Origin of the sequence: Gulosibacter massiliensis, from assembly GCF_900626105.1 — a bacterium.
Taxonomy (GTDB): Bacteria; Actinomycetota; Actinomycetes; order Actinomycetales; family Microbacteriaceae; genus Gulosibacter; species Gulosibacter sediminis.
The window spans coordinates 493,853-515,452 of record NZ_UYZX01000001.1; the positions used below are offsets into that span (position 1 = coordinate 493,853).

A 21,600-nucleotide genomic window follows, 5' to 3' on the forward strand; every position below is an offset into this window, starting at 1 on the left:
CTGGCCAGGTGATTGACTTGCATGCTCGCCGGCTGCCCGTCGTTCAGGCGCCGATGGCAGGAGGCCCCACCACGCCGGAACTCGTTGCCGCCGTGAGTAACTTCGGGGCTCTCGGAACCCTGGCAGGTGGCTACCTCTCGGCCGAGGCGTTCGCCGAGAAACTGGCCGCGACCCGCGCCCTCACCGCTGAGCCATTCGCGGTCAACCTATTCGTCCCCGAGTCGACTCCGGCCGACGTCGCTGCGGCTGAACGCTACCGAGAGCGGCTCATCCCCCTCGCCGAACGTCTCGGTGTCGAGGTGCCCGAGGTGTGTGACCCGGGCGACGACGCGTTCTTCGAAAAGATCGAAGCCCTCGAGGCGTCTCCCGTCCCGCTCGTCACGTTCACGTTCGGGATGCCCGATCTCCAGGTCGTGAAGCGGCTCCGCGCCGTGGGCACGGCCATCGGCGTCACGATCGCGAGTGTCGAGGACGCCGTGATGGCGTTTGAGACCGGGCCTGAAGTCCTGATCGTGCAGGGCCCCGCAGCAGGTGGCCACCGCGCGAACTTCGATCAGTCCACGATCCCCGACTCGCTCTCGCTCGACCAGTTGCTTGCGCGCATCCTGCCCCTCGCACGCGTGGCCCGCGCCAGCATCATCGCAACCGGCGGCATCGACACACCCGAGCGCGCCCGGAGCCTCCTCGACGCCGGTGCGGATGCGGTGGCCCTCGGCACTGCCTTCCTCACCGTGCAGGAGGCGGGCACGCGCCCGCCTCACCGGGAGGCGCTGCTCGCCGGAACTCGCGAGACCGTCGTGACACGCGCCTACTCCGGCCGCAACGCTCGCGGCCTCCGGAATCGCTTCATAGATGAGTTCGATCTCGTCGCACCAGCGAGCTATCCGATCGTGCATTTCCTGACCAAGCCGATTCGTGATGCCTCAAGCGACAGCCCCGAGTACCTCAACCTGTGGGCGGGCGAGAACTACCGCAGTTGCCGCGACGAGACCACCGAGGAGCTCCTCGCCCGCTTCAGCGAAGCGCTGTGACACCGCCACTCCCCAGAAACCCTTAAGATGGGGAGTCGCGCGGGAGTGGTGAAATTGGCAGACACGCAGGATTTAGGTTCCTGTGCTTTCGAGCGTGCGGGTTCAAGTCCCGCCTTCCGCACTTGAGGCCACGGCCCGACTCCCCCAGCAATTTGCCGGGCAGTCGCGCCGTCGCTGTTTCCGCCGCCAGCCCAGTCCCATCGTGGACGCCGCTGATCGCAGTTGACGTGCGTTCGATACGTCAGCCACCACGAGCGCTCGGTTGTGCCACCCACACGAACGACCTTGCCGGCAGGCGTCGCCAACACCTCCATCGAGATCACGGTGATGTACCCGCGTCCAGTCACGTCGACGAGCGGTCCGCTCCTCGGCGTTGGCCCCGTCACAATGCCCGGCCACCGCGTCGTCTTCGCCGACCGCGAGGTGCTCGGCGACCAGGCCAAGGTCGTCGCTCCGGCGTCGAGCATCCTTCTCGTCTTCCCGCTCACCGAGGCCTAAGCGTCAGCCCACCAGCGCACAGGGCAGGCGACTACGCCTCGCTCAGCAGGCGCTGCAGCTCGGGCGCAATCGCCTCGAAGGCCCGTCGGCGGTGACTCATGCTGTCCTTACGCTCCGCCGACATCTCGGCGGCCGACTCCGTCTCGCCCTCGGGCAGAAACACCGGGTCGTAGCCGAAGCCACCCGCGCCGCGCACCTCGCGCACGATCTGGCCCGGCCACTCTCCGCGCACCGTGAACTCAGTGCCGTCGGGTAGTGCAACCGCGGCGACCGCCACGAACTGTGCCGCGCGGGCCGAATCGGGTACATCGCTCAGCTGCCAGAGCAGCAGGTCGACATTGTCGGCATCCGAGCGGTCGGGCCCCGACCACCGCGCCGAGAAGATCCCGGGCATACCGCCGAGCACCTCGACGCAGATACCCGAGTCGTCAGCAATCGCAGGAAGACCGGTTGACTGTGCCGCCGCGCGGGCCTTAATCAGCGCGTTCTCTTCGAACGTGAGGCCCGACTCAACGGGGGCCTCGCCGTCGTACGACAACAGTTCGAGCTCGGGCAGCTGAGCGCCAAGGATGCGCTGCAGCTCCGCGAGCTTGTGGGCGTTCTTCGATGCGAGGACGGCCCGCTGCGTCATCGCGCGAGCACCTCGGACTGGATGCGGGCAAGGTCGGCGTTGCCCTTGATCGCCAGGGCAAGCAGCGCATTGAGCTCGGTCCCATCGAACGGCGCCTTCTCGGCCGTGCCCTGCACCTCGATGAACTTGCCGGTGCCGGTCATCACGACGTTCATGTCGGTCTCGGCGCGAACATCTTCTTCGTAGGGCAAGTCGAGCATCGGCGTGCCGTCGATGATGCCCACCGAGATTGCCGAGACGGATGCGGCGAGCACCTCGGCCTTGCGCGGGATGTGCTTCTGTGTGCGGGCCCAGTCCACGGCATCCGAGAGGGCCACGAACGCGCCGGTGATGGCCGCGGTTCGCGTGCCGCCGTCGGCCTGCAGCACATCGCAGTCGAGCACGATCGTGTTCTCGCCGAGCGCCTCCATGTCGATCGCGGCGCGCAGCGAGCGGCCGATCAGACGCGAGATCTCGTGGGTGCGGCCGCCGATCTTGCCCTTCACCGACTCGCGCTGCGAACGCTCGTTCGTGGCGCGGGGCAGCATCGAATACTCGGCCGTTACCCAGCCGGTGCCCTTGCCCGTGAGCCAGCGCGGCACACCCGGCGTGAACGACGCCGTGCAGAGCACGCGCGTGCGGCCGAACGAGATCAGGGCCGACCCCTCGGCTTGCTCACTCCAGCCCCGCTGGATCGAGACTTCGCGAAGCTCGTCAACGGCGCGACCATCAGCACGAGTGGTCATGAGTTCTCCTTCTGAGTGTGGCCGGCGAGGTCAATTACGCCGGTGGGGTGATGTTCAACTCTCGACACCTCGCCGCCGAGGATGCGGCTCGCGAGGGTGACAAAGGCAGCGGTATTTTCGCCCGTTGCCCGGTATTCATATGTGGGTTCGGTGGTGCCGTCGTGCAACAAGCCGCGCGTGAGCAGCGTGCGATAGACATCCTTCGCCGTCTCGACATCGCTCGACACCAGCCGCACGTCGCCGCCCATGACATAGCCGAGCACACCCTGCAGCAGCGGGTAATGGGTACACCCGAGTACGAGCGTGTCGATTTGCTGCTGCTGCAGCGGCGCGAGGTATTCGCGGGCAATCGCGATGAGCTCTTCGCTCGTCGTATCGCCGGCCTCGACATGCTCAACGAACGCCGGGCACGCCTGCGAAAACAGTTGCACGTTGACGGCGGCAGCAAACGCGTCGTTGTAGGCGCGCGAACTGATCGTCGCGTGCGTGCCAATCACGCCGACTCGGCCCGAACGAGTGGCGCTCACCGCCGCGCGCACAGCCGGCGCGATGACCTCAATCACCGGCACCGAATAGCGCTCGCGGGCATCGCGCAAAACAGCCGCGGAGGCCGAATTGCAGGCGATCACGAGCATCTTCACGCCCTCATCGACTAACTGATCGAGGATCTCGAGCGAGAACTTGCGGATCTCGGCGATCGGCCGCGGACCGTAGGGCGTGTGCTCGGTGTCGCCGATGTACACGATCGACTCGTGCGGCAGTTGGGCGCGCACTTCGCGTGCAACCGTGAGACCCCCGACTCCGGAGTCGAAAATGCCAATCGGTGCGTTACTCACAACCGGCAATCGTACCCGGCTGGCGATCGCAATGCCTGCGGATGCGACCAGGTACAGCGGCGGCACTCCCCCGATTCGTTACTCTGTGCCTATGTCGAACCCCGAAGCACGCCCGGCACTGCCCTCAGCGACGTCGCTCCTCACCGACCACTACGAACTCACGATGGTGGAAGCCGCCCTGCAGGACGCCACGGCCGATCGTGAGTGCATGTTCGAGCTCTTCGCACGACGCCTGCCAAACGACCGGCGCTACGGCGTCGTCGTGGGCTTCGGGCGCGCGATCGAGTTGCTCGAACGATTCCGGTTCGAGGATTCGGAGCTCGAGTTTCTGCGCGACACGAACGTCGTTTCTGCGCAGACGCTCGATTGGCTCGCGAACTACCGATTCTCGGGCTCGATTCGCGGCTACCGCGAGGGTGAGGTCTACTTCCCGCAGTCACCGCTGCTCGAGGTGCATGCGACGTTTGCCGAGGGTGTGATCCTCGAGACCCTCCTGCTCAGCGTCTTCAACTACGACTCCGCTGTCGCGTCGGCCGCCGCCCGCATGGTTTCGGCTGCCGAGGGTCGGCCGCTCGCTGAGATGGGCTCGCGCCGCACCGGCGAACGCAGCGCCGTCGCTGCCGCGCGTGCCGCGTACATTGCAGGATTCTCGGCCACCTCGAACCTCGAGGCGGGCCGCAGCTGGGGTGTTCCCACGATGGGGACCGCGGCGCACTCCTGGACGCTCCTGCACGAGTCGGAGCGCGCGGCCTTCCAAGCCCAGGTGGATGCGCTCGGCGTCGGCACGACGCTGCTGGTCGACACCTACGACGTCACCGAGGGCGTTCGCCTCGCGGTCGAGGTCGCAGGCACCGACCTCGGCGGAGTGCGCCTCGACTCCGGCGACCTCCCGGTGCTCGTGCGGGAGGTGCGCGAGCAGCTCGATGATCTCGGCGCCGTGAACACGAAGATCACCGTGACAAACGACCTCGACGAGTACACCCTCGCGGGCCTCGCCGCGGCGCCCGTCGACTCCTACGGCGTGGGTACAAGCGTCGTCACCGGCTCCGGTTCGGTCGCCTCCGGCATGGTCTATAAGCTCGTGGCCCGCAAGAACGAGGCCGATGAGTGGGTTTCGGTCGCGAAGGCCTCACCCGGGAAGAAATCGGTGGGTGGCGTGAAGTTCCCGCTGCGCCGTCGTGAAAACGGCGTCGCGACAGGTGAGCTCATCTCGCTCGGTGGTGCGCCGATCGGCGACCATGACGACCGCCCGCTCTATGTCGACTACGTCGTCAACGGCGAACTCGACCGCCAATGGCTTGGTGCCGCCGGCGTTGCCGCGGCCCGCGAGCACTGCGCTGCGGCGCTCGCCGAGCTGCCTCGGACCGCGCGCCGGCTCGGAAAGGGAGAACCCGCCCTCGCGACGTTCTACGTCGACGAGGACGGGATCACGACACGGGCCTAGGCCTATTCGCCGCGCATCCGCTCATAGATGCGCTTGCAGTCAGGACAGATCGGGAACCGGTCGGGGTTGGAATTCGGCAGCCACTTCTTGCCGCAGAGCGCCCGAACCGGCTTGCCCGTCACGGCCGACTCGACAATCTTCTCTTTGCGCACGTAGTGCGCAAACTTGTCGTGGTCGCCGTCGTCGTACTGCTCATCTTCGATGAGCTGTTCGAGTTCGCGGTCGAGCACATCCGTGCTGCCGCCCGACCCAATCGAGCCGGGATCTTCGGTACGTGCGAATCCAGTCATGCCCCAAGACTACTCGCGGCCTCGAGCCTCAGTCGATGAGGGTGGCGCGGTTGAGTAGGTGGGTTCGCCGAGCGGTGAAGACCTGGCCGCCGATGAGAATGCCAGCCACGCACGCGAGCACACCGGTGCCGAGCGCGACGCCGACCGCGAGCAGCGCATCCGACCAATCATCCGACAGTAGGGCGAGCACGCTGAGCCAAATCGCGGGTGCGCAGATCGCGAGTTCGACGAGCAGGCTGATGCCGTGGACGGCGAACGAGCCGCCCCACGTTGAGACCGGCTGTGACCAGGGCGACTCGCCGGGTCGCGCCACCGGGTACGGCGACACCGCCGACATGATCGACGAGCCGCCCACCCCGGTGCCGAGCAGCGCCAGTGACACCGAAGCAACGAGGACGGCCCGGAGCGCGTCGTCGGTAACCCAGAGCACGAGCGCCGAGCCCGCGAGGATGAGCACCACACCCGTAATGAGCGTGGGAATTGCGCGGCCGAGGCGGTCGGCGCGGCCCGGCAGCCCACCCGTGACGTGGAGCCACAGGGCGGTCGAGTCGTAAGCGATGTCGTTGTGCAAGGCCCAGCCAAACAGCAGCGCAAAGATCGGCACGGGCAGCAGCACGAGCTCAGCCGCGCCGACACCGGCGATCCACAACGGGATCACGAGCAGCGGCGGCAAGATCGCGATGGTGATGAGCGTCAGCCGGTAGCGGCCGTCACGCAACCACGCGAGCCAGGTGCGGGCCGCGATCGACCAGGTCGCAGACCCCGGTGCTGAAGCGAAGATGCCCAGGTTGACGCGGCCGCCGCTGCCCCGCACATACATTGCGCGTTGCGCGTCGCGGCGCGAAAGCAGCCATTCGAGCACCGCGGCCAGCAGCACTACGGCGACATTGACTCCGACGATCGTGCCGAGGTCGCCGACCGAACCGGCCAGCGCGAGGCTCGCGCCGGGCACCCAGTCGAGGCCTCGGGCGATGAGCTGGGCCGCCTCGTCGGCCACCTCCTGCCACGGCAGGAACAGCAGCGCGAAGGCGACGGTCGCGCCGAGCACCGACACGGCATACCAGAACAGGGCGCCAACCTCGCGGGTCGTGCGGCGCGCTGAAACCGCGCGTCCGGCACGTGCCCCGAGGCGATGCGCGAGCACGCAGCCGGCCCAGCCGACGGCGGCGAGCAACCAGGCGACGCCGGGGTCGAGCCGCTGCTGCAGCGCGAGGCCAAGCGCACCATAGGGCACAAGAGCGATGGCTGAGGTGAGCTGAACAAAGCCGAGCGCGAGCGTCGTACTCGCCGCACGTGCGGGGCCGCGTCCGTGCACGGCGATACGGCGCGCATCGAGGGCATCGCTCGGATGCCCGAGCACGCCGAGCCCGAAGGCCGCGATCGGCACGAGCAGCACCAGCAGCGGGGTCCACAGCAGCGCCGCGGCATCGCTGCCAGCGGTGCCGCTGTGAATGAGCACGCCGGCACTGAGCGCACCGACAATCGTGAGCAGGAGCATCCAAAGCGTAGAGGCCCCGATTTGCGCGCGGGGCCGCAGGGACGCGGCGACGCTCCCCCAGCTCACCCGAAGGAGATTTCGAGCCAATCCAGCCCCTCCGTCTGCCCCGGGCCACGAACGAGGTCGCGGAATCGTTCTTCGAGCGAGACATTGCCGCGAACGTCGTCGACGGTGCCCTCAGCCAGCAGCTCGCCCTTGGCAATGACGGCGACGTGATCGCAGACTCGCTGCACGAGGTCCATCGAGTGGCTCGAGAGCACGACCGTGCCGCCGCGGTTCACATAGCTGTTGAGCACGTCGATGAACGTGCCGGCCGACACCGGGTCGATCGCCTCGAACGGCTCGTCGAGCACCAGCAGCTTCGGCGCGTGTATAAGCGTCGCGGCGAGCGCGAGCTTCTTCCGCAGACCGAGTGAATAGTCGACAACCAATCGATTCGCCTCGTCACGCAGGCCGAAGTCGTCGAGGAGGTATTCCATGCGCTCGCGCAGCGTCTCTCCCTTGACGCCGCGCACTGCGCCGACATACGACAAGAACTGTGCGCCGGTGAGCTGGTCGAACATGCGCAGGCGGTCGGGCAGAATGCCGATGAGTTGCTGTGCCTTCGCGCGGTCACGCCACGCGTCGATGCCGAACACTTCAACCGTGCCATGGCTCGGCGGAAGCAGACCGGCAATCATCGAGAGCGTAGTGGTCTTGCCGGCACCGTTCGGTCCAACGATGGCCGAGAAGGAGCCCTGCGGAATGGTGAAGCTCAGGTGATCGACCGCGGTGTGTCGACCAAACTTCTTCGTCAATTCGGCGAGGTAGAGGGCCTCACCACCGTGCGTTCGCGGCGCTGCCTCGGTCTGACGCGCCATCGGCGTCATGGTCGACAGGCCCTCAGCCGTCTTCTTGCCGAGGCCGAGATCGCGGTTTTCCCCGCGCTCTCCCTGTTCGTCTGTTTTCGTCACATCTTCCAAGCTAGCAATCCCCCCCCACAGCCAACTTAGTCGGACGCGCGCACCGTGTACTTACGAAGACGTAACGCTGGGTTTTGATCTCGGGCTGCGGCGACCTCTGCCGGATCCAGCCAGGCCATCGCCACACCGGTGTCGGTGCCGAGCGTGGCGATGGTGACGCCGCGAGGGTCAACGACGCTGCTGCCACCAACACCGGTCGGTGCCGGGTGGTCGGCCGCCACGACGTAGGCGACGTTCTCGATCGCTCGCGCGCTGAGCAGCGTTCGCCAGTGGTGTTCCTTGAGCGGGCCGCGCACCCACTCGGCCGGCACCGCGAGCACGTCAGCGCCCGCATCAACGAGGCGACGGCTCGACTCCGGGAAACGCAGGTCGTAGCAGGTCTGCAGACCGATCGTGAGACCGTACGCCTCAAACACTGCCGGTTGCTCGCTCGGGTCGCCGGCGGTCAGCCACGCGCTCTCGCGTCCAGCGAACGCGTCATAGAGGTGCACCTTGCGGTACGCCGCGAGCAGTTCACCGGTGTCACCGAACGCGACGAGCGTGTTCGCGACGCCATCGCCGACCTGCTCGAGCATCCCGGCCACGAGGGTGACGCCGAACTCTGCCGCCAGCTGGCCGAGCGCCGTCGCGAACTCGCCGTCGAGCGGTTGCGCGACCGAGTGCATCCAGTCGCCGTAATCGCGGTCGAAGCCCGAACTGTATTCGGGTGCGACGAACATGCGTGCGCCGCGGTCGGTCGCGATTGCGAGATGGTCGCGAAGCAAGCGCAGATTCTTCGACGTGTCGAGGGTTGGTGCGAACTGACTCACTGCGCATGCAATTGCCTCTGACATGCGGCCAGCCTACGGGCATTTCCCCAAATCCCCTGCGCGGCCGCCGAGTCACTTGTTTCCTACGGAATAGCGCGCTAGCGTCAGTCGTGGTCGCGACGCACCGGGTGTCGCCGTTGAGAGGAATCCCCCATGCCGAAGTATGCCGTGATGCTGCGGTACGAGGTCGTCTCGGGTCTCGTCGTCGAGGCCAAGGACGAAGACGAGGCCGCCATGCTCGCGACCGAGCACGAGGCAAACCTGCACGACAGTCTCGAGGACTCTGAAGAGATCGAGGTCGTCGTCCGCAGTTGGGGCGGTGGCGACGTCGAGATCGAAGAGGCCGCCGACTCCGACGAGGCCGCCGAACTGCTCGACGAATGGGCCGACGACTACGAGGTCGACGACGAATACGACGAAGACGACCTCGACGACGAAGAATTTGACGACATCGACGAGGGCGACGACGAGCCCGACGAGGGGGAAAAGCGCGTCTAGCGCAACCACAAAACAAAGGGCCGCTCCACCAATCGGTGGGCGGCCCTTCGTCTTGTTGGTGTGACTAGGTAGCGAGCATCGTCTTGTCGTCGATGACCGCGCCCTTGATCGCGGCGAAGCGGCCGAGGAGGTCCTCCACGGTGGTCTTCGACTTCGCCTCGCCCGCGACTTCGTAGATGATGCGACCGTCGTGCATCATGACGAGGCGGTTGCCGAGGTCGATCGCCTGCTGCATGTTGTGCGTCACCATCAGGGTCGTCAGACCCGACTCCGACACAATGCGGCGGGTCAGCTCCGACACGTGCGCGGCGCGTGCCGGGTCGAGCGCGGCGGTGTGCTCGTCGAGCAGGAGGATGGACGGGTTCGTGAACCCGGCCATGAGCAGCGACAGCGCCTGCCGCTGACCACCCGAAAGCAGCCCGACTAGGGTCGTAAGCCGGTTCTCCAGCCCGAGGTCGAGGTGCGCGAGTTCGTCCCGGAAGAGCTGCTTGCGCTTCGAGGTGATGCCCATGCCCAGCCCGCGTGGCTTGCCGCGACGCAGGGCGAGGGCAAGGTTCTGCTCGATCGTGAGGTCGGGCGCCGTGCCCGCCATCGGGTCCTGGAACACGCGGCCGATGTAGCGCGCGCGACGGTAGTCGGGCATCCGTCGCACCGAGGTGCCGTCGATGCGCACGTCACCGCGGTCGACGTTGAGCTTGCCCGACACCGCGTTGAGCAGTGTGGACTTGCCGGCACCGTTCGAGCCGATGACGGTGACGAAGTCGCCGTCGGCGAGGTGCAGGTCGAGGTCGGCGAGCGCCTTCTTTTCGTTGACGGTGTTCGGGAAGAACGTCTTGGAGATCTTGTCGATGTCGAGCATTACTGCTGCGCCTCCTTTGCCGGTACCGCTGCGGGTTCAGCCTCGGTTGCGGACGGAGCCGCGGCCGGTTCGGTCTGTTTGCCACGCATCAGGCGATCGAGTCCGAGTCGTTTGCCAATGCCGAAGCGCGGAATCAGCAGCGCGATGACGACGATGACGGCGGTGATGAGTCGAACGTCGGTGTTGCTGAGGCCCGCTGAAAGTGCCGCGAAGATGACGAGGCGGTACAGCACGGCGCCGACAATCACGCCGAAACTCGCAAGCCACACCCAGCGGTTGCCGAAGAACGCCTGGCCGAGAATGACCGACGCGAGGCCGATGAGGATCAGACCCACACCCATCGAGATGTCCGCCGAGCCGGTGTACTGCGCGACGAGCGCGCCGCCCACCGCGACGAGACCGTTCGAGAGCGCGAGCGTGAGAATCTTCATCGCGTCGGTGTTCACGCCGAACGAGCGAATCATCTGCTCGTTGTTCCCCGTCGCCTGAATCGAAAGACCGAGGTCGGTCGACAAGAACCAGTCGATCACGAGTTTCAGGACGAACACGGCGACGAAGAGGATGCCGACGGCACCCCAGGTGCCGAGCAGGCCGGCCTCGCGCAGGCCACTAAACGCGCTCTCCGAGCTGCGAATACCGACATTTGAAAGGGCGGCCGTGCCATTGGATATCCCCATGATGCGCAGGTTGACCGACCACAGGGCGATCATCGTCAGGATTCCGGCGAGCAGACCGTCGATCTTGCCGTAGGTGTGGAGCACACCGGTAATCGCGCCCGCAATGGCGCCCGCGGCGAATGACAGCAGGATCGCCAGGACGGGGTTCATGTCGTAGCTCAGGCACACGGCGGCGACAGCGGCGCCGGTAGTGAAGCTACCGTCGACCGTGAGGTCGGGGAAGTTCAGGATGCGGAAGGTGAGATACACGCCGAGCGCCACCACGGCGTAGATCAGGCCGAGTTCAAATGCACCAATCACGTGCGTCTCCTCTCAAAAATGGTGGGTTTTGAGCACAAACGGGTGGCCGCAATTGTGGCGCGGCCACCCGTGTGCACGTGGGATTGGATTATTCGACGACCGTAGCGGCCTCGTCGAGCAGCTCCTGCGGAATCTCGAGGCCGACGGCCTCGGCACCCGCGGGGTTCACGACGAGGTCGAACTCGGTCTGTTCCTCGACGGCCATCGTCGCGGGGTCTTCGCCGTCCTGGAGGATGCGAATCGCCATCTCGCCGGTCTGGACGCCGAGCTTCGTGTAGTCAAGGCCGAGCGTCGCAACGGCGCCCGACTCGACGGGGCCCGTGTCGCCCGAGACGACCGGAACCTGCTTGTCGGCGGCGTAGGTCAGCACGGTGTCGATGCCCGAGACGACGGTGTTGTCGGTCGGCACATAGATCGAATCGACGTCACCGAGCGAGTCGAGCGCGGTCGGCACCTCGCCCACGTTCGTCACGGTGGCGGTCTTCAGCTCGAGGCCGAGCTCGTCGGCCTTTTCTTGGGCCAGGTCGACCTGGACCTGCGAGTTGACCTCACCCGAGGAGTAGACGATGCCGACCGACTCAACCGACGGGTCGAGCTGGGTGATCAGGTCGATCTGGTCGGCGACCGGGTTGAGGTCGGTGGTGCCGGTGACGTTGCCGCCCGGCTCCTCGGCGCTCGCGACGAGGTCGGCGGCGACCGGGTCGGTGACCGCGGTGAACAGCACCGGCACGTTCGTGATGGCGGTCGCGGCCGACTGAGCGGCTGGCGTCGCGACGGCCAGCACGAGGTCAATGTCCGGGTCGCCGGCAAAGCCTGCGGCGATGGTCGCGGCGGTCGACTGCTCGCCGTTCGCGACCTGCACGTCGAATTCGACGTCGATGCCCGCGTCGGTGAAGGCCTGCTCGAAGCCAGCGGTGGCAGCGTCGAGCGCCGGGTGCTGCACGAGCTGAATCACGCCGACCTTGAACGAGTCGCCCGAGGCGGCGCCATCGGTCGAGGCGGCGTCGCCACCACCGTTCGAGCAGGCGGAAAGCGCCAGCGAGCCAACAGCCAACATGCCGAGAGCGGCAAGAGATTTACGGATACGCATTTTCTACGACCCCTTTGTCAAATACGTGTCTGTCCCTAGTGGGATTAACACTGAAAACTAGCAGGAGATTGCCGGGAAGGCCCAACTAGTTATACATTCTGTCAACAGTCCTCACGAATGCAAAGGTGCACCTATGGATCGACTCGACTTCCAGATCGTGGAGCTGTTCACACGGCGGCCGGACTCCAGTGTGTTGTCGGCCTCACGGGACTTGGGCGTGGCCCGCCCCACCGTGCAAGCGCGGCTAAACCGCCTGCGTGAACGCGGCATCCTCGTGGACATCGTGCCGAAGCTGCAGCCAAGCCAGATGGGCTATCCCGTGCAGGCGATGGTGATGTTGCAAATTGATCAGCGGGTTGGGCATGAAGGCTTACATGATCGGCTTCTCGGCATCCCCGAGGTGATCGATTGTTCGACCATGGCCGGCCCCTGGGACATGCTGCTTCGGGTCGTGGCCCACTCAAACACCGACCTGCAGCGCGTCATCGACCGCATCGGCTCGCTCGAGGCGGTCGGTCGAACGAGCACCTCGATCGTGCTTCGCGACCTCGCCCGCGACCGGGTGCTGCCGCTCATGGACGACGCGACACAGGACGGAAAGATCACCGAATAGATGTTGCCCTCCTACACCGGCACTCACCCCCTGGCTGACGGCCGCTGGCTGCAGTGGGTGCGCTTCGGCGATGCGCAGGCACCTCCCGTGCTCTCGTTTCACGGTGCGCCCGGTTCGCGCTTCGAGGCCGCTCTGTACAACCGAGCGGCCTCGCACTTTGGCGTTCAGGTCGTGTGCCTCTCACGACCCGGATTCGGTCTGTCGACCTGGCGCCCGCACCGCCACGTGGCGAACTTTATCGACGACGTCGAATCGTTTGTCGCCGCGAGGTCGTGGTCGCGTTTCGCCGTCGTTGGCTATTCCGCCGGCGGCGCCTACGCGCTCGCCACAGCGCTCGCCATGCCGGAGCAGGTATCCGGCGTCGGCCTCCTGGCGCCTGCGGGGCCCCCGCAGTACACCGGGATGCCCATGGGTCCGAACCTTGCGATCTTTGCGGGTGCCGCGGCGAGCGTCGGCGCCCTTGGCCACAACTCCCTCTTCACCTCGGCAAGACAGCGCGCGGGCCTCGGACTCGACCGCAGGTTTGGGTTGCCGGATGCCTCCGGCGATGCGTTTCTCGACTCGGTCGTCGGCGCCTTCCGTCGCGGCCCCCGCGGCGTAGCTCTGGACCTCTCGCTCGTGCTCTTCGACTGGGGCTTTGATCCGGCGGAACTCGACCAGAGCATCCCCGTCACGATGTGGCAGGGCAAGCGCGACCTTTCGGTCCCTTGGCGCGGCAGTATGCAGCTCGCCCGACGCATCCCCAATTGCGAGTTTCATCTCGACCGCACGGCGAATCACTTTTCGGTCTATACGCGGCACGCCGACGAGGTTCTCAGCAAGTTGGCACGCTAGCCTGACGCCTCATGACTGAGCAATCCGCAACCGAACGAACCTCATCGCGTGGCGATGTGCTCGTGCGCGCGCTCGACCGCGCGCTGCGCGTGCAGCGCCCGGCGGCCCTCGCGTTTGTTCGTCGTCTGAGACGGGCCGCTCCGGAGGCCACTCCCGATGACCTCCTGCGCGTGGTCGAGAAGTGGTATCGGCGCACCGCGATGGGTACGGGCGGTGGCGTCGGCGCGGCGAGCGCGATTCCCGGCATCGGTACCGCGACCGGTATCGCGCTCATTAGCGCCGAAGTCGTGTCGTTCCTCGACCTCACGGCGCTCTACGCGCTCACGGTGGCGGAGCTCCATGGCGACGCGACCGACGACCCCGAGCGCGCCCGGGCGCTCGTGATGGGCATCCTGCTCGGTGACCGCGGGCGCAAGCTCGTCACCGAGTTTGTGCGCACCCGCGCCCCGCAGACGCTGCTGAAGTCGGCGGCCTGGGGTGAACTCGTCACCGAGGCGCTCCCCCAGGTGTTCGTCGGCGAGTTGGGCCAGCGACTCTCGACGTCGTTCCTGACGAAGTTCGCGGACACGCACCTCGGCGGGCTCATCGGCAAACTGCTGCCTTTTGGTATCGGCGCCGCCGTCGGCGCGCTCGGTAACCGCGCCCTCGCGAACGACGTGATCCGCACCGCCGACGGCGCATTCGGGCCGGCGCCGCGATGGCACGTTGGCGACCTCAGCGACGACACGCTCGCCCAGCTCGATGCGGCGAACCCGAGGTTTCAGCGACGGCAGGCGAAACTCGAGCGCGGCCTGGAGCGCAAACAACTGCGGGCGAAGAAGACAAAGTAACCACAAATTTACTTGATCCTTCAAGTAAATTTGTGGCAGAATCGGCACATGGCGCAAGAAGAACCGAAGTGGCTGTCCGTTGACGAACGTGCCGCATGGATGCGCCTCCTCGGCGTCCTCCAGTTGCTGCCGAGCGCCCTCGACTCGCACATGCGCAAGCACGCGCACCTCACTCTCACCGAGTATTACGCCCTGGCGATGCTGTCAGACGCGCCGCACAACCGCATCCAGACGAAGCAGCTCGCGGTGTTCACCAACACGACCCTCTCCCGTCTCTCGCGCGTGATCTCCGGACTTGAGGACGAGGGCCTGCTGCGCCGCGTGCCGAACGAGCATGACGGCCGGGCGACCGACATTGAGCTGACCGAGGCCGGGGCCGCGCGCCTCGTCGAGTCGGCGCCCGAGCACGTGAATTTCGTGCGGCAGGTGGTGTTTGCACCCCAGGGTCCGGATGGGGTCGGCGAACTCCACCGGTCAATGGACGCAATTCTCAATGAGCTCGACCCCCACCAGCAGCTGCATCGAGACCCCCTGGAGCTGCAGCCGAGCTGCTCGGGTGGCAACCCAGAGGAGTCCGCGAGGTAGCGCACTCCCCCGGCGGGTTGGTGAACGTCGTTCAAAAAACTTGAACGGGAATTTTGTCAGAATTCCGAAGGACCACTCTGGGTTGATCCCACCTGCAAAGGAGCTTGCTACATGGAAACCCCCGCCACTGGCGCGATTCCGACGATTGACGTCGTCACCGCACAGATGAACCAGCTCGTCGAGCGCAAATCGGCCGGTCATCAAATCGTCGAGTCGCTCGAGGCGCACGGTGTGAAGCGCGTGTACGTGGTGCCGGGTGAAAGCTACCTCGACGTGCTCGACGGCCTGCACGGTTCGTCGATCGACACGATCGTCTGCCGTCACGAGGGCGGCGCGGCCTACATGGCCGAGGCCGACGGCAAGCTCGGCGACTTGCCCGGCGTCGCCATGGTCACGCGCGGACCCGGCGCGGCGAACGCCCACGTTGGGCTCCACACCGCGTGGCAGGACTCGACGGCCATGGTCCTCTTCGTCGGCCTCATCCCCTTCGAGCACCGCGAGAAGGAGGCCTTCCAGGAGTTCGACCCGAAGCGCTGGTTCGCCTCGGGCGCGAAGCGCGTCATGGTGCTCGACCATCCGGCCCGCGCGAGCGAGGTTGTCGCCGAGGCGATGTTCTCGGCCTCGTCGGGTCGCCCGGGCCCCGTCGTCGTCGGTCTCCCCGAGGACGTCATCACCGAGCTCATCGACACCCCGATTCACCCGACCATCCCCGTGGCCCTCGGCGGCATGACCGTCGATGACTGGAAGTCGCTACGCACGGCGCTGCTCGAGTCCGAGAAACCGCTGTTCGTCACGGGTGGCAACGACTGGAGCGTTCAGTCGACCGAGGCCCTCACGAAGTGGCTCGAGGAGCACTCGCTGCCCGCCGCCGCCGAGTGGCGTACCGAGGGCACGGTGCCCTTCGACTCGCCCTCCTACGTCGGCCCCCTGGGCTACGGTCGGCCGAACTTCTCGGCTGACCTGCTCGACGAGACCGACCTCATTGTGTTCGTCGGCACGGTTCCCGGCGACGTCATCACAAGCGGGTTTACCTCGCGCCAGAACTGGAACCAGCGCAACTTCATCGTCACGATTGACCCCTCGCTGCGGGGTCGCAGCGGACCGATCTCGCACCAGATCGTCGCCAAGCCGCACAGCTTCGTGCGCGACCTCGTACGCATGGACCTGCCCGAAAAGGCCTCGTGGCGTGAGTGGACGCAGCGCCTGCGCGCGAAGCAACAGACCTGGTCGGCCGCACCGAGCTCGACGCCGAACGACGGCAAGGCGACCATGGAGACACTCATGGGCAACCTCGTCGAGCGTCTGCCCGAGGATGCCATGGTCACCTTTGGCGCGGGCGAGCACACCAACTGGGCGCACCGCTACTTCCCCACGCGCGGCTACGCCTCGATGATCTCGGCCCGCAACGGTTCGATGGGCTACTCGGTGCCCTCGGCAGTCAGCGCCGCCCTGAACTTCCCGGGTCGCGTCGTCGTGACGATCGCCGGTGACGGCGAGTTCCTCATGAACGGCCAAGAGCTTGCCACCGCCGCGCAGTACGGCGCGACGCCACTCGTCATCGTCATGGATAACGGCGAGTACGGCACGATCCGCACGCACCAGGAGGCCCACTACCCGGGTCGCGTCTCGGGCACCCAGCTCAAGAACCCCGACTTTGCGAAGTTCGCCGAGTCGTTCGGCGGCGTGGGCATCCGCGTCGAGACCGACGCCGATGTGCCGGCCGCGGTCGAGCGCGCACTCGAGACCGTGCAGCGCGGTGAGACCTTCGCACTGATTCACCTCATCGTCGACCAGCGTCAGAAAGCGTTCTAGCCACCAATGCAAGCGGGCCTGGCGATCGATTCGATCGCCAGGCCCGCCGACGTTTCCGTCGCCACCGGTTCGCTAGACCCAGTCGCGTGCGCGCTCCGCACCGATGGTGGTGTCGTCACCGTGCCCGGTCTTGACGACGACCTCGTCGCCGAGCGGGAAGAGCTTCTCGCGAATCGACTGCTCGAGCGTGCCGCGGTCGCTGAAGCTGCGGCCGGTGGCGCCCGGGCCGCCCTGGAACAGCGTGTCGCCGCTGAAGACGACGCCGAGTTCGGGCACCGCGAGACACACCGCGCCAGGCGCGTGGCCGGGGGTCGCCAGCACACGAACGACGCTGCCCGCGATCTCGAGCGTGTCGCCGTCGTGGATCTCACCGTCGGGACGGCGCTCGGGGTGCGTCAGGCCCCAGAGCTGCAGGTCGTCGGGGTTCAGCAGGATGCGCGCGCCCGTACGCTCCGCGAGTTCGGGAGCGACCCGCACGTGATCGTCGTGGGCATGCGTGCAGACAATGGCCTGCACCTTGCGATCGCCGACGACCTTGAGAATCTCGTCAACGTCGTGGGGTGCGTCAATGACAAGGCACTCGGAGTCGTCGCCGAGCACCCAGACGTTGTTGTCGACGTCAAAAGTCTCGCCGTCGAGCGAGAAGGTGCCGGTGATGACTCCGTGATCGATGCGTGCGGTCACTGCTGTGCCTCCTCGAGAATGACGACGCTGCGCAGCACTTCGCCGCGGTGCATCTTTTCGAATGCCGCGTCGATGTCGTTGATACCGATCTCCTCCGACACGAACGCGTCGAGTGGCAGGCGGTCCTGCAGGTAGAGGTCGGTGAGCATCGGGAAGTCGCGCTCGGGCAGACAGTCGCCGTACCAGCTCGACTTCAGCGCGCCACCGCGGCCGAATACCTCGGCGAGCGGCAGCTTGAGCTCCATCTCGGGGTTCGGCACGCCCACGAGCACGACGCGGCCGGCGAGGTCACGAGCGTAGAACGCCTGCTCGTACGTCTCGGGCCGTCCGACGGCCTCGATCACCACATCCGCGCCGAAGGTGTCGGTTGCGGCGCGGATGGCTTCAACCGCATCCACCTTGCGCGAGTTGACGGTGTGAGTCGCGCCGAGTTCCTTCGCCTTCTCGAGCTTGCGGTCATCGACGTCGACCGCGATGATCTTCGTCGCGCCCGCGAGCTTGGCGCCGACAATCGCCGCGACGCCAACGCCGCCGCAGCCGATAACGGCGACGGATTCGCCGCGCTGCACAGCGCCGGTGTTAATGGCCGCGCCGATGCCCGCCATGATGCCGCAGCCGAGGAGGCCCGCGGCCGCCGGGCGTGCCGCCGGGTCGACCTTGGTGCACTGGCCCGCAGCAACGAGGGTCTTCTCAATAAACGCGCCGATACCGAGCGCCGGCGAGACCTCCGTACCGTCCTCGAGCGTCATCTTCTGCGTCGCATTGGCGGTGTTGAAGCAGTACCACGGCTGACCGCGTTTACAAGCGCGGCACTCGCCGCACACTGCGCGCCAATTGAGCACGACATAGTCGCCGGGCGCCACGTTCGTGACACCGTCGCCAACCGCCTCGACGATGCCCGCTGCTTCGTGACCGAGGAGGTACGGGTAGTCGTCGCCAATACCGCCGCGCACATAGTGGAGATCGGTGTGGCACACGCCGCAGGCTTGCACCCGCACAACCGCCTCGCCAGGGCCAGGGTCGGGAACATTGATGGTGACGAGTTCTACGGGCGCGTCCTTCGCCCGGGCGATGACGCCCTGTACTTGCTGCATGAGTGCTCCTTTGCGCGTGCCTACGAATTCAGATTACGGGTGAACAGCGACAGTGGCGGGGCGATCAAATGATCCCCCCGCCACTGCTGCGGACGATTTACTTGCCGCGAAGCTTGTCGATGCCGTCCGAGATGCCGTCCTTGACATTCTCGAGGCCCTGCTTGATGTTGGCCGAGGCCTGGTCGGCTTTGCCCTCGTTCTCGAGGTCCTTGTTGTCGGTCGCGGCACCGACGCCTTCCTTGCCTTTGCCAACAAGCTCTTCACCCTTGTTGCGGGCGTCATCAGCGAATCCCATACAATCCTCCTTCGGTGATTACCACCACTGGTGCGGCGGAACTCCACCTACCCTTACAGGCCAGTCTGGGCAGAGCCTCCAATGGTGGCGAGTGCCCGGCGAGTTAGGCCGAGGGCTGCTCGTCGTTCTTGTCGCCCTCGTTGCCAAGCTTGCCGTCCTTGATGTCCTCGACGAAGTCCCCAACCTTGTCCTTCGCGTCGTTCACGAAGTTGCCGACGTTTTCCTTCGCGTCATCGAGAAAGCCCATGATCACTCCATATCTTCGGTTTGGCGCCACGCTTGTGGCACAGGGATGCTGACACGTCCGCCTGCATGTTTTCCTGAGTTCGTGAACCCGATTCAGTATTGGCCAGCGCGGGGCGCGGGCTGAGTTCAGTACGCTGTTGCCAACGAGCGTCCCTCCACCGAAGTAGGCAGACCATGACGAACTGGCGCATCCGCGATCTCCAACCGACCGATCTCGACGGCTTTCTGCGCCTCTGGGAGGGCTATGCCGCATCCGGAGTCGAGCCGGTCTACTCACTGAACGAGGTGCTCGCGTCGACCCGGGTAGACACCGCGGTAGTGGCCACCTCGGGTGACGAACTCGTTGGTGCCGCGGTCGCGCGAGCCGCCCACGACCAGGCCTGGGTGGTCTTCATCGCGGTCGCCCCGACCTGGCGCCGGCGCGGCATCAGCGGCGCGCTGCTCGGCGCACTCGAGCGCCGCCTGGCTTCGCAGGGCAGTTCGAAGATGTCGATCCTCGTGCCCGATGGCGAGGAGCACGCCGGCTCGCTGACGCGGGCTGGCTTCGTCGACAAGCGGCACCTGCGCTATTTCGAGCGGGCGATCCCCATCCGGCAGGAGCAGGTGCTCGTGCTACGCGATCTCGGCGGGCGCGTGCTCGACCGCAATCGCTGGGACAACATCGGCGGCATGCAGCACGAAAAGCAGACCCTCGAGCGCCGCCTCGTGCTGCCGCTCTCCGACCCAGAGCTCGCCGAACAGTTCGGCGTCGTGCCGCCGCGCGCGATCGTGCTGTTCGGGCCTCCGGGCACCGGCAAGACGACGTTTGCGAAGGGCATCGCCTCGCGGCTCGAGTGGCCGTTCGTCGAGGTGTTTCCCTCGCGCCTGGCCGCGTCGCCGAAGGGGCTCGCCGGAGAGTTGCGTGAGACCTTCGAGAAGATCGACGAGCTCGACCACGCGGTCGTCTTCATCGACGAGGTGGAAGAGATCGCCGTGCGTCGTGGCGGCGAGCCGCCGTCGCCGATGCAGGGCGTGACGAACGAGCTGCTCAAGATCATCCCGAACTTCCGCGAGAAGCCCGGCCGCCTGCTCATCTGCGCGACGAACTTCATCCGCGCCCTCGACCCGGCTTTCCTGCGGCATGGGCGCTTCGACTACGTGATTCCGATCGGCCTGCCCGACGCCGAGGCCCGGGCCGCGATCTGGCGGGGCTTCATGCCCGAGCGGTCGAAGGATGCGGTTGACTACGCCGCGCTCGTCTCGGCGACCGAGGGCTTCTCCCCCGCCGACATCGAGTTCGCGTCACGCAGCGCCGCCCAGAACGCGTTTGAGCGGGCGGTCGCGGCGGGCGGCGAGGCCCTCGAGCGAGGTCCCAGCCAGGCCGACTTCGAGGCGGCGATCCGCCAGACGCGCACGACCGTGTCGGCCGAGGTCGCGGCCGAGTTCGAAGAGGACATCACGAGTCTCGCGAGGCTCTAGCGGGAGTGATACCCACCGATTTACGTGGGTCGTGCGACTGCAGTCGGATGCTCCCGGCGGCAGCGCTGTGGCGAGATCGTCGCCGTGATTATTTGGCGTGGGTGGGGTGTGCTGGCGTTCGGCTATGGCGCGGTCGCGATGGTACTGTTTGCCGGGCTCGGCAGCACATTCCTTGACGAGTGCCCAATTGCCTTCTCAGCGGCGATCGGCCTCAGCCTCGCGGCCGTCGCGACCTGGTTTACCGGGCGCGCGATGAACATCACCGGCCCGCTGCGCAAGGTCGAAGAGTGGCGCGTACACCGGGAGCTCCAACTCGCGGAGCTCGTCGAGTCGGGCCAGTTCTCGCTCGGATCCGGCCAGCCGCAGCCCCGCTCGTACGAGGAAGCTCGGCAGATGAGCGCGCAACTGCTGCAGGCCGAACTCAGCGCGGCGCAGCGGGTGAAGAACGTCCACACGCTGTTCTTCATCCCCATGCAGTTCTGGGCGTTCATCTTCGCCGCGCTTGCCGTCTTTGCGCTCGTGTCGGGCATCATCGGCGCCACGTCGTAGCGGCAACGGTTCAGTCGGCCTCGATCTGGTGGGCGCCCGAGTCGTTGTCGAAGCGCGCCGTTTCACCGACGCGGCCCCGACGCAGGAACTCCTCGACGAAGGGGAATCGATCGACGAACGAGGCGACCGCCCAAATTTCGTGGTTCGCGCTATCGGCCATGTACGCCTCGGATTCGAACCCGGTGACCGACTGCAGCCCGCGATCGGTGATCGTCACCCAGCGCGGCGGATGCTCGTAGTGAAGCTTCGACAGCATGACCGGCTCGTTGTCGGCAACGCCGCTCGGCTCAACGGATTCTTCACGTTCGACGTCAAGAAGTGCGTCGACTGAGCCGACCTTCGCCCGCAGCGCGTCGAACCCCTCACTCGCGACGACGCCGGCCTCGGCGTCGGTGAGCATCCGCAGCGTTCGCACGTGGCCGACTACCGTGCCATCCTCGGCCCGCACGTCG

26 protein-coding genes and 1 tRNA gene are annotated in these 21,600 nt (G+C 66.4%); 12 read left to right on the top strand and 15 right to left on the bottom strand.

The genetic code is table 11. The features are described 5' to 3' along the window. The first annotated feature begins 8 nt into the window (after positions 1 to 8). The 3 genes from EJL01_RS02410 (at position 9) to EJL01_RS02420 (ending at position 1,529) form a co-directional block, all read left to right on the top strand. Positions 9 to 1,031: a nitronate monooxygenase gene (locus EJL01_RS02410; RefSeq protein ID WP_125106124.1), complete on the top strand. Its 1,023-nt coding sequence runs from the start codon at positions 9 to 11 to the stop codon at positions 1,029 to 1,031. A 39-nt stretch (positions 1,032 to 1,070) separates the two neighbouring features. Next, positions 1,071 to 1,152: transfer RNA gene (locus EJL01_RS02415), tRNA-Leu, on the top strand. A gap of 143 nt (positions 1,153 to 1,295) precedes the next feature. Beyond that, positions 1,296 to 1,529, top strand: coding sequence for a thioesterase superfamily protein (locus EJL01_RS02420; protein ID WP_206427665.1), 234 nt, complete (start codon positions 1,296 to 1,298; stop codon positions 1,527 to 1,529). A gap of 31 nt (positions 1,530 to 1,560) precedes the next feature. Here the strand turns inward: EJL01_RS02420 and rdgB are convergent, their stop codons facing one another. The 3 genes from rdgB to murI are packed head-to-tail and all read right to left on the bottom strand — an operon-like array spanning position 1,561 to position 3,721. Continuing rightward, the gene (rdgB, locus tag EJL01_RS02425; protein ID WP_125106126.1) at positions 1,561 to 2,160 is read right to left on the bottom strand and encodes an RdgB/HAM1 family non-canonical purine NTP pyrophosphatase; all 600 of its coding nucleotides are present in this window, start codon (positions 2,158 to 2,160) and stop codon (positions 1,561 to 1,563) included. Then, positions 2,157 to 2,885, bottom strand: coding sequence for a ribonuclease PH (gene rph, locus EJL01_RS02430; protein WP_125106127.1), 729 nt, complete (start codon positions 2,883 to 2,885; stop codon positions 2,157 to 2,159). Before rph ends, rdgB begins: the two co-directional genes overlap by 4 nt. After that, a complete protein-coding gene (murI, locus tag EJL01_RS02435) occupies positions 2,882 to 3,721 on the bottom strand; it encodes a glutamate racemase (RefSeq protein WP_125106128.1) in 840 nt (279 codons plus the stop codon). Before murI ends, rph begins: the two co-directional genes overlap by 4 nt. A gap of 91 nt (positions 3,722 to 3,812) precedes the next feature. Between murI and EJL01_RS02440 the strand changes: the two genes are divergently transcribed. Then, positions 3,813 to 5,165 carry a nicotinate phosphoribosyltransferase gene (locus EJL01_RS02440; RefSeq protein ID WP_125106129.1) on the top strand — a complete coding sequence of 451 codons (1,353 nt, stop codon included), beginning with the start codon at positions 3,813 to 3,815 and terminating at the stop codon, positions 5,163 to 5,165. A gap of 2 nt (positions 5,166 to 5,167) precedes the next feature. Here the strand turns inward: EJL01_RS02440 and EJL01_RS02445 are convergent, their stop codons facing one another. From EJL01_RS02445 to EJL01_RS02460, 4 genes are all read right to left on the bottom strand, one after another. Continuing rightward, on the bottom strand, positions 5,168 to 5,455 hold the full coding sequence (locus EJL01_RS02445) for a DUF3039 domain-containing protein (protein ID WP_125106130.1): 288 nt from the start codon (positions 5,453 to 5,455) through the stop codon (positions 5,168 to 5,170). A gap of 28 nt (positions 5,456 to 5,483) precedes the next feature. Then, a complete protein-coding gene (locus EJL01_RS02450; RefSeq protein ID WP_125106131.1) occupies positions 5,484 to 6,953 on the bottom strand; it encodes a hypothetical protein in 1,470 nt (489 codons plus the stop codon). 62 nt (positions 6,954 to 7,015) lie between these two features. Continuing rightward, the gene (locus EJL01_RS02455; RefSeq protein ID WP_241209073.1) at positions 7,016 to 7,906 is read right to left on the bottom strand and encodes an ABC transporter ATP-binding protein; all 891 of its coding nucleotides are present in this window, start codon (positions 7,904 to 7,906) and stop codon (positions 7,016 to 7,018) included. A gap of 35 nt (positions 7,907 to 7,941) precedes the next feature. Then, the gene (locus tag EJL01_RS02460) at positions 7,942 to 8,748 is read right to left on the bottom strand and encodes a carbon-nitrogen hydrolase family protein (protein ID WP_125106132.1); all 807 of its coding nucleotides are present in this window, start codon (positions 8,746 to 8,748) and stop codon (positions 7,942 to 7,944) included. A gap of 129 nt (positions 8,749 to 8,877) precedes the next feature. Between EJL01_RS02460 and EJL01_RS02465 the strand changes: the two genes are divergently transcribed. Then, on the top strand, positions 8,878 to 9,222 hold the full coding sequence (locus EJL01_RS02465; protein WP_125106133.1) for a hypothetical protein: 345 nt from the start codon (positions 8,878 to 8,880) through the stop codon (positions 9,220 to 9,222). A gap of 64 nt (positions 9,223 to 9,286) precedes the next feature. Here EJL01_RS02465 and EJL01_RS02470 read toward each other — a convergent pair whose 3' ends face one another. From EJL01_RS02470 to EJL01_RS02480, 3 genes are all read right to left on the bottom strand, one after another. Next, positions 9,287 to 10,081: an ABC transporter ATP-binding protein gene (locus tag EJL01_RS02470; protein WP_125106134.1), complete on the bottom strand. Its 795-nt coding sequence runs from the start codon at positions 10,079 to 10,081 to the stop codon at positions 9,287 to 9,289. Next, the gene (locus EJL01_RS02475) at positions 10,081 to 11,058 is read right to left on the bottom strand and encodes an ABC transporter permease (RefSeq protein ID WP_125106135.1); all 978 of its coding nucleotides are present in this window, start codon (positions 11,056 to 11,058) and stop codon (positions 10,081 to 10,083) included. Before EJL01_RS02475 ends, EJL01_RS02470 begins: the two co-directional genes overlap by 1 nt. Positions 11,059 to 11,146: 88 nt before the next feature. After that, positions 11,147 to 12,148 carry an ABC transporter substrate-binding protein gene (locus EJL01_RS02480; RefSeq protein ID WP_164509692.1) on the bottom strand — a complete coding sequence of 334 codons (1,002 nt, stop codon included), beginning with the start codon at positions 12,146 to 12,148 and terminating at the stop codon, positions 11,147 to 11,149. A 133-nt stretch (positions 12,149 to 12,281) separates the two neighbouring features. Here EJL01_RS02480 and EJL01_RS02485 point away from each other — a divergent pair, with 133 nt between their 5' ends. The 5 genes from EJL01_RS02485 (at position 12,282) to EJL01_RS02505 (ending at position 16,822) form a co-directional block, all read left to right on the top strand. Beyond that, positions 12,282 to 12,761 (top strand): Lrp/AsnC family transcriptional regulator, encoded by a 480-nt coding sequence (locus EJL01_RS02485; protein WP_125106136.1) that lies wholly within the window; start codon positions 12,282 to 12,284, stop codon positions 12,759 to 12,761. Then, entirely contained in the window at positions 12,762 to 13,595 is an 834-nt protein-coding gene (locus tag EJL01_RS02490; RefSeq protein WP_125106137.1) for an alpha/beta fold hydrolase, read from the top strand. A gap of 11 nt (positions 13,596 to 13,606) precedes the next feature. Next, positions 13,607 to 14,425 (top strand): hypothetical protein, encoded by an 819-nt coding sequence (locus EJL01_RS02495; RefSeq protein ID WP_125106138.1) that lies wholly within the window; start codon positions 13,607 to 13,609, stop codon positions 14,423 to 14,425. Between the two features lie 48 nt (positions 14,426 to 14,473). After that, positions 14,474 to 15,010, top strand: a complete 537-nt coding sequence (locus EJL01_RS02500) for a MarR family winged helix-turn-helix transcriptional regulator (RefSeq protein WP_125106139.1) — start codon at positions 14,474 to 14,476, stop codon at positions 15,008 to 15,010. A 165-nt stretch (positions 15,011 to 15,175) separates the two neighbouring features. Then, on the top strand, positions 15,176 to 16,822 hold the full coding sequence (locus EJL01_RS02505) for a thiamine pyrophosphate-dependent enzyme (RefSeq protein WP_125107370.1): 1,647 nt from the start codon (positions 15,176 to 15,178) through the stop codon (positions 16,820 to 16,822). 72 nt (positions 16,823 to 16,894) lie between these two features. Here EJL01_RS02505 and EJL01_RS02510 read toward each other — a convergent pair whose 3' ends face one another. The 4 genes from EJL01_RS02510 to EJL01_RS02525 form a co-directional block, all read right to left on the bottom strand. After that, on the bottom strand, positions 16,895 to 17,506 hold the full coding sequence (locus tag EJL01_RS02510) for an MBL fold metallo-hydrolase (RefSeq protein WP_125106140.1): 612 nt from the start codon (positions 17,504 to 17,506) through the stop codon (positions 16,895 to 16,897). Further along, the gene (locus EJL01_RS02515; RefSeq protein WP_125106141.1) at positions 17,503 to 18,600 is read right to left on the bottom strand and encodes an S-(hydroxymethyl)mycothiol dehydrogenase; all 1,098 of its coding nucleotides are present in this window, start codon (positions 18,598 to 18,600) and stop codon (positions 17,503 to 17,505) included. The genes EJL01_RS02510 and EJL01_RS02515 overlap by 4 nt, the downstream gene beginning before the upstream one ends. A 97-nt stretch (positions 18,601 to 18,697) precedes the next feature. After that, on the bottom strand, positions 18,698 to 18,895 hold the full coding sequence (locus tag EJL01_RS02520) for a CsbD family protein (RefSeq protein WP_125106142.1): 198 nt from the start codon (positions 18,893 to 18,895) through the stop codon (positions 18,698 to 18,700). Positions 18,896 to 18,998: 103 nt separating this feature from the next. Beyond that, a complete protein-coding gene (locus tag EJL01_RS02525; RefSeq protein ID WP_125106143.1) occupies positions 18,999 to 19,142 on the bottom strand; it encodes an antitoxin in 144 nt (47 codons plus the stop codon). Positions 19,143 to 19,315: 173 nt separating this feature from the next. Between EJL01_RS02525 and EJL01_RS02530 the strand changes: the two genes are divergently transcribed. Beyond that, positions 19,316 to 20,599 carry an ATP-binding protein gene (locus EJL01_RS02530; protein WP_125106144.1) on the top strand — a complete coding sequence of 428 codons (1,284 nt, stop codon included), beginning with the start codon at positions 19,316 to 19,318 and terminating at the stop codon, positions 20,597 to 20,599. 84 nt (positions 20,600 to 20,683) lie between these two features. Further along, positions 20,684 to 21,148 (top strand): hypothetical protein, encoded by a 465-nt coding sequence (locus EJL01_RS02535; protein WP_125106145.1) that lies wholly within the window; start codon positions 20,684 to 20,686, stop codon positions 21,146 to 21,148. A 10-nt stretch (positions 21,149 to 21,158) separates the two neighbouring features. On the opposite strand, the gene EJL01_RS13190 is transcribed toward EJL01_RS02535, so the two are convergent. Beyond that, positions 21,159 to 21,596, bottom strand: coding sequence for a hypothetical protein (locus tag EJL01_RS13190; protein WP_235988562.1), 438 nt, complete (start codon positions 21,594 to 21,596; stop codon positions 21,159 to 21,161). Between the last annotated feature and the right edge of the window lie 4 nt (positions 21,597 to 21,600).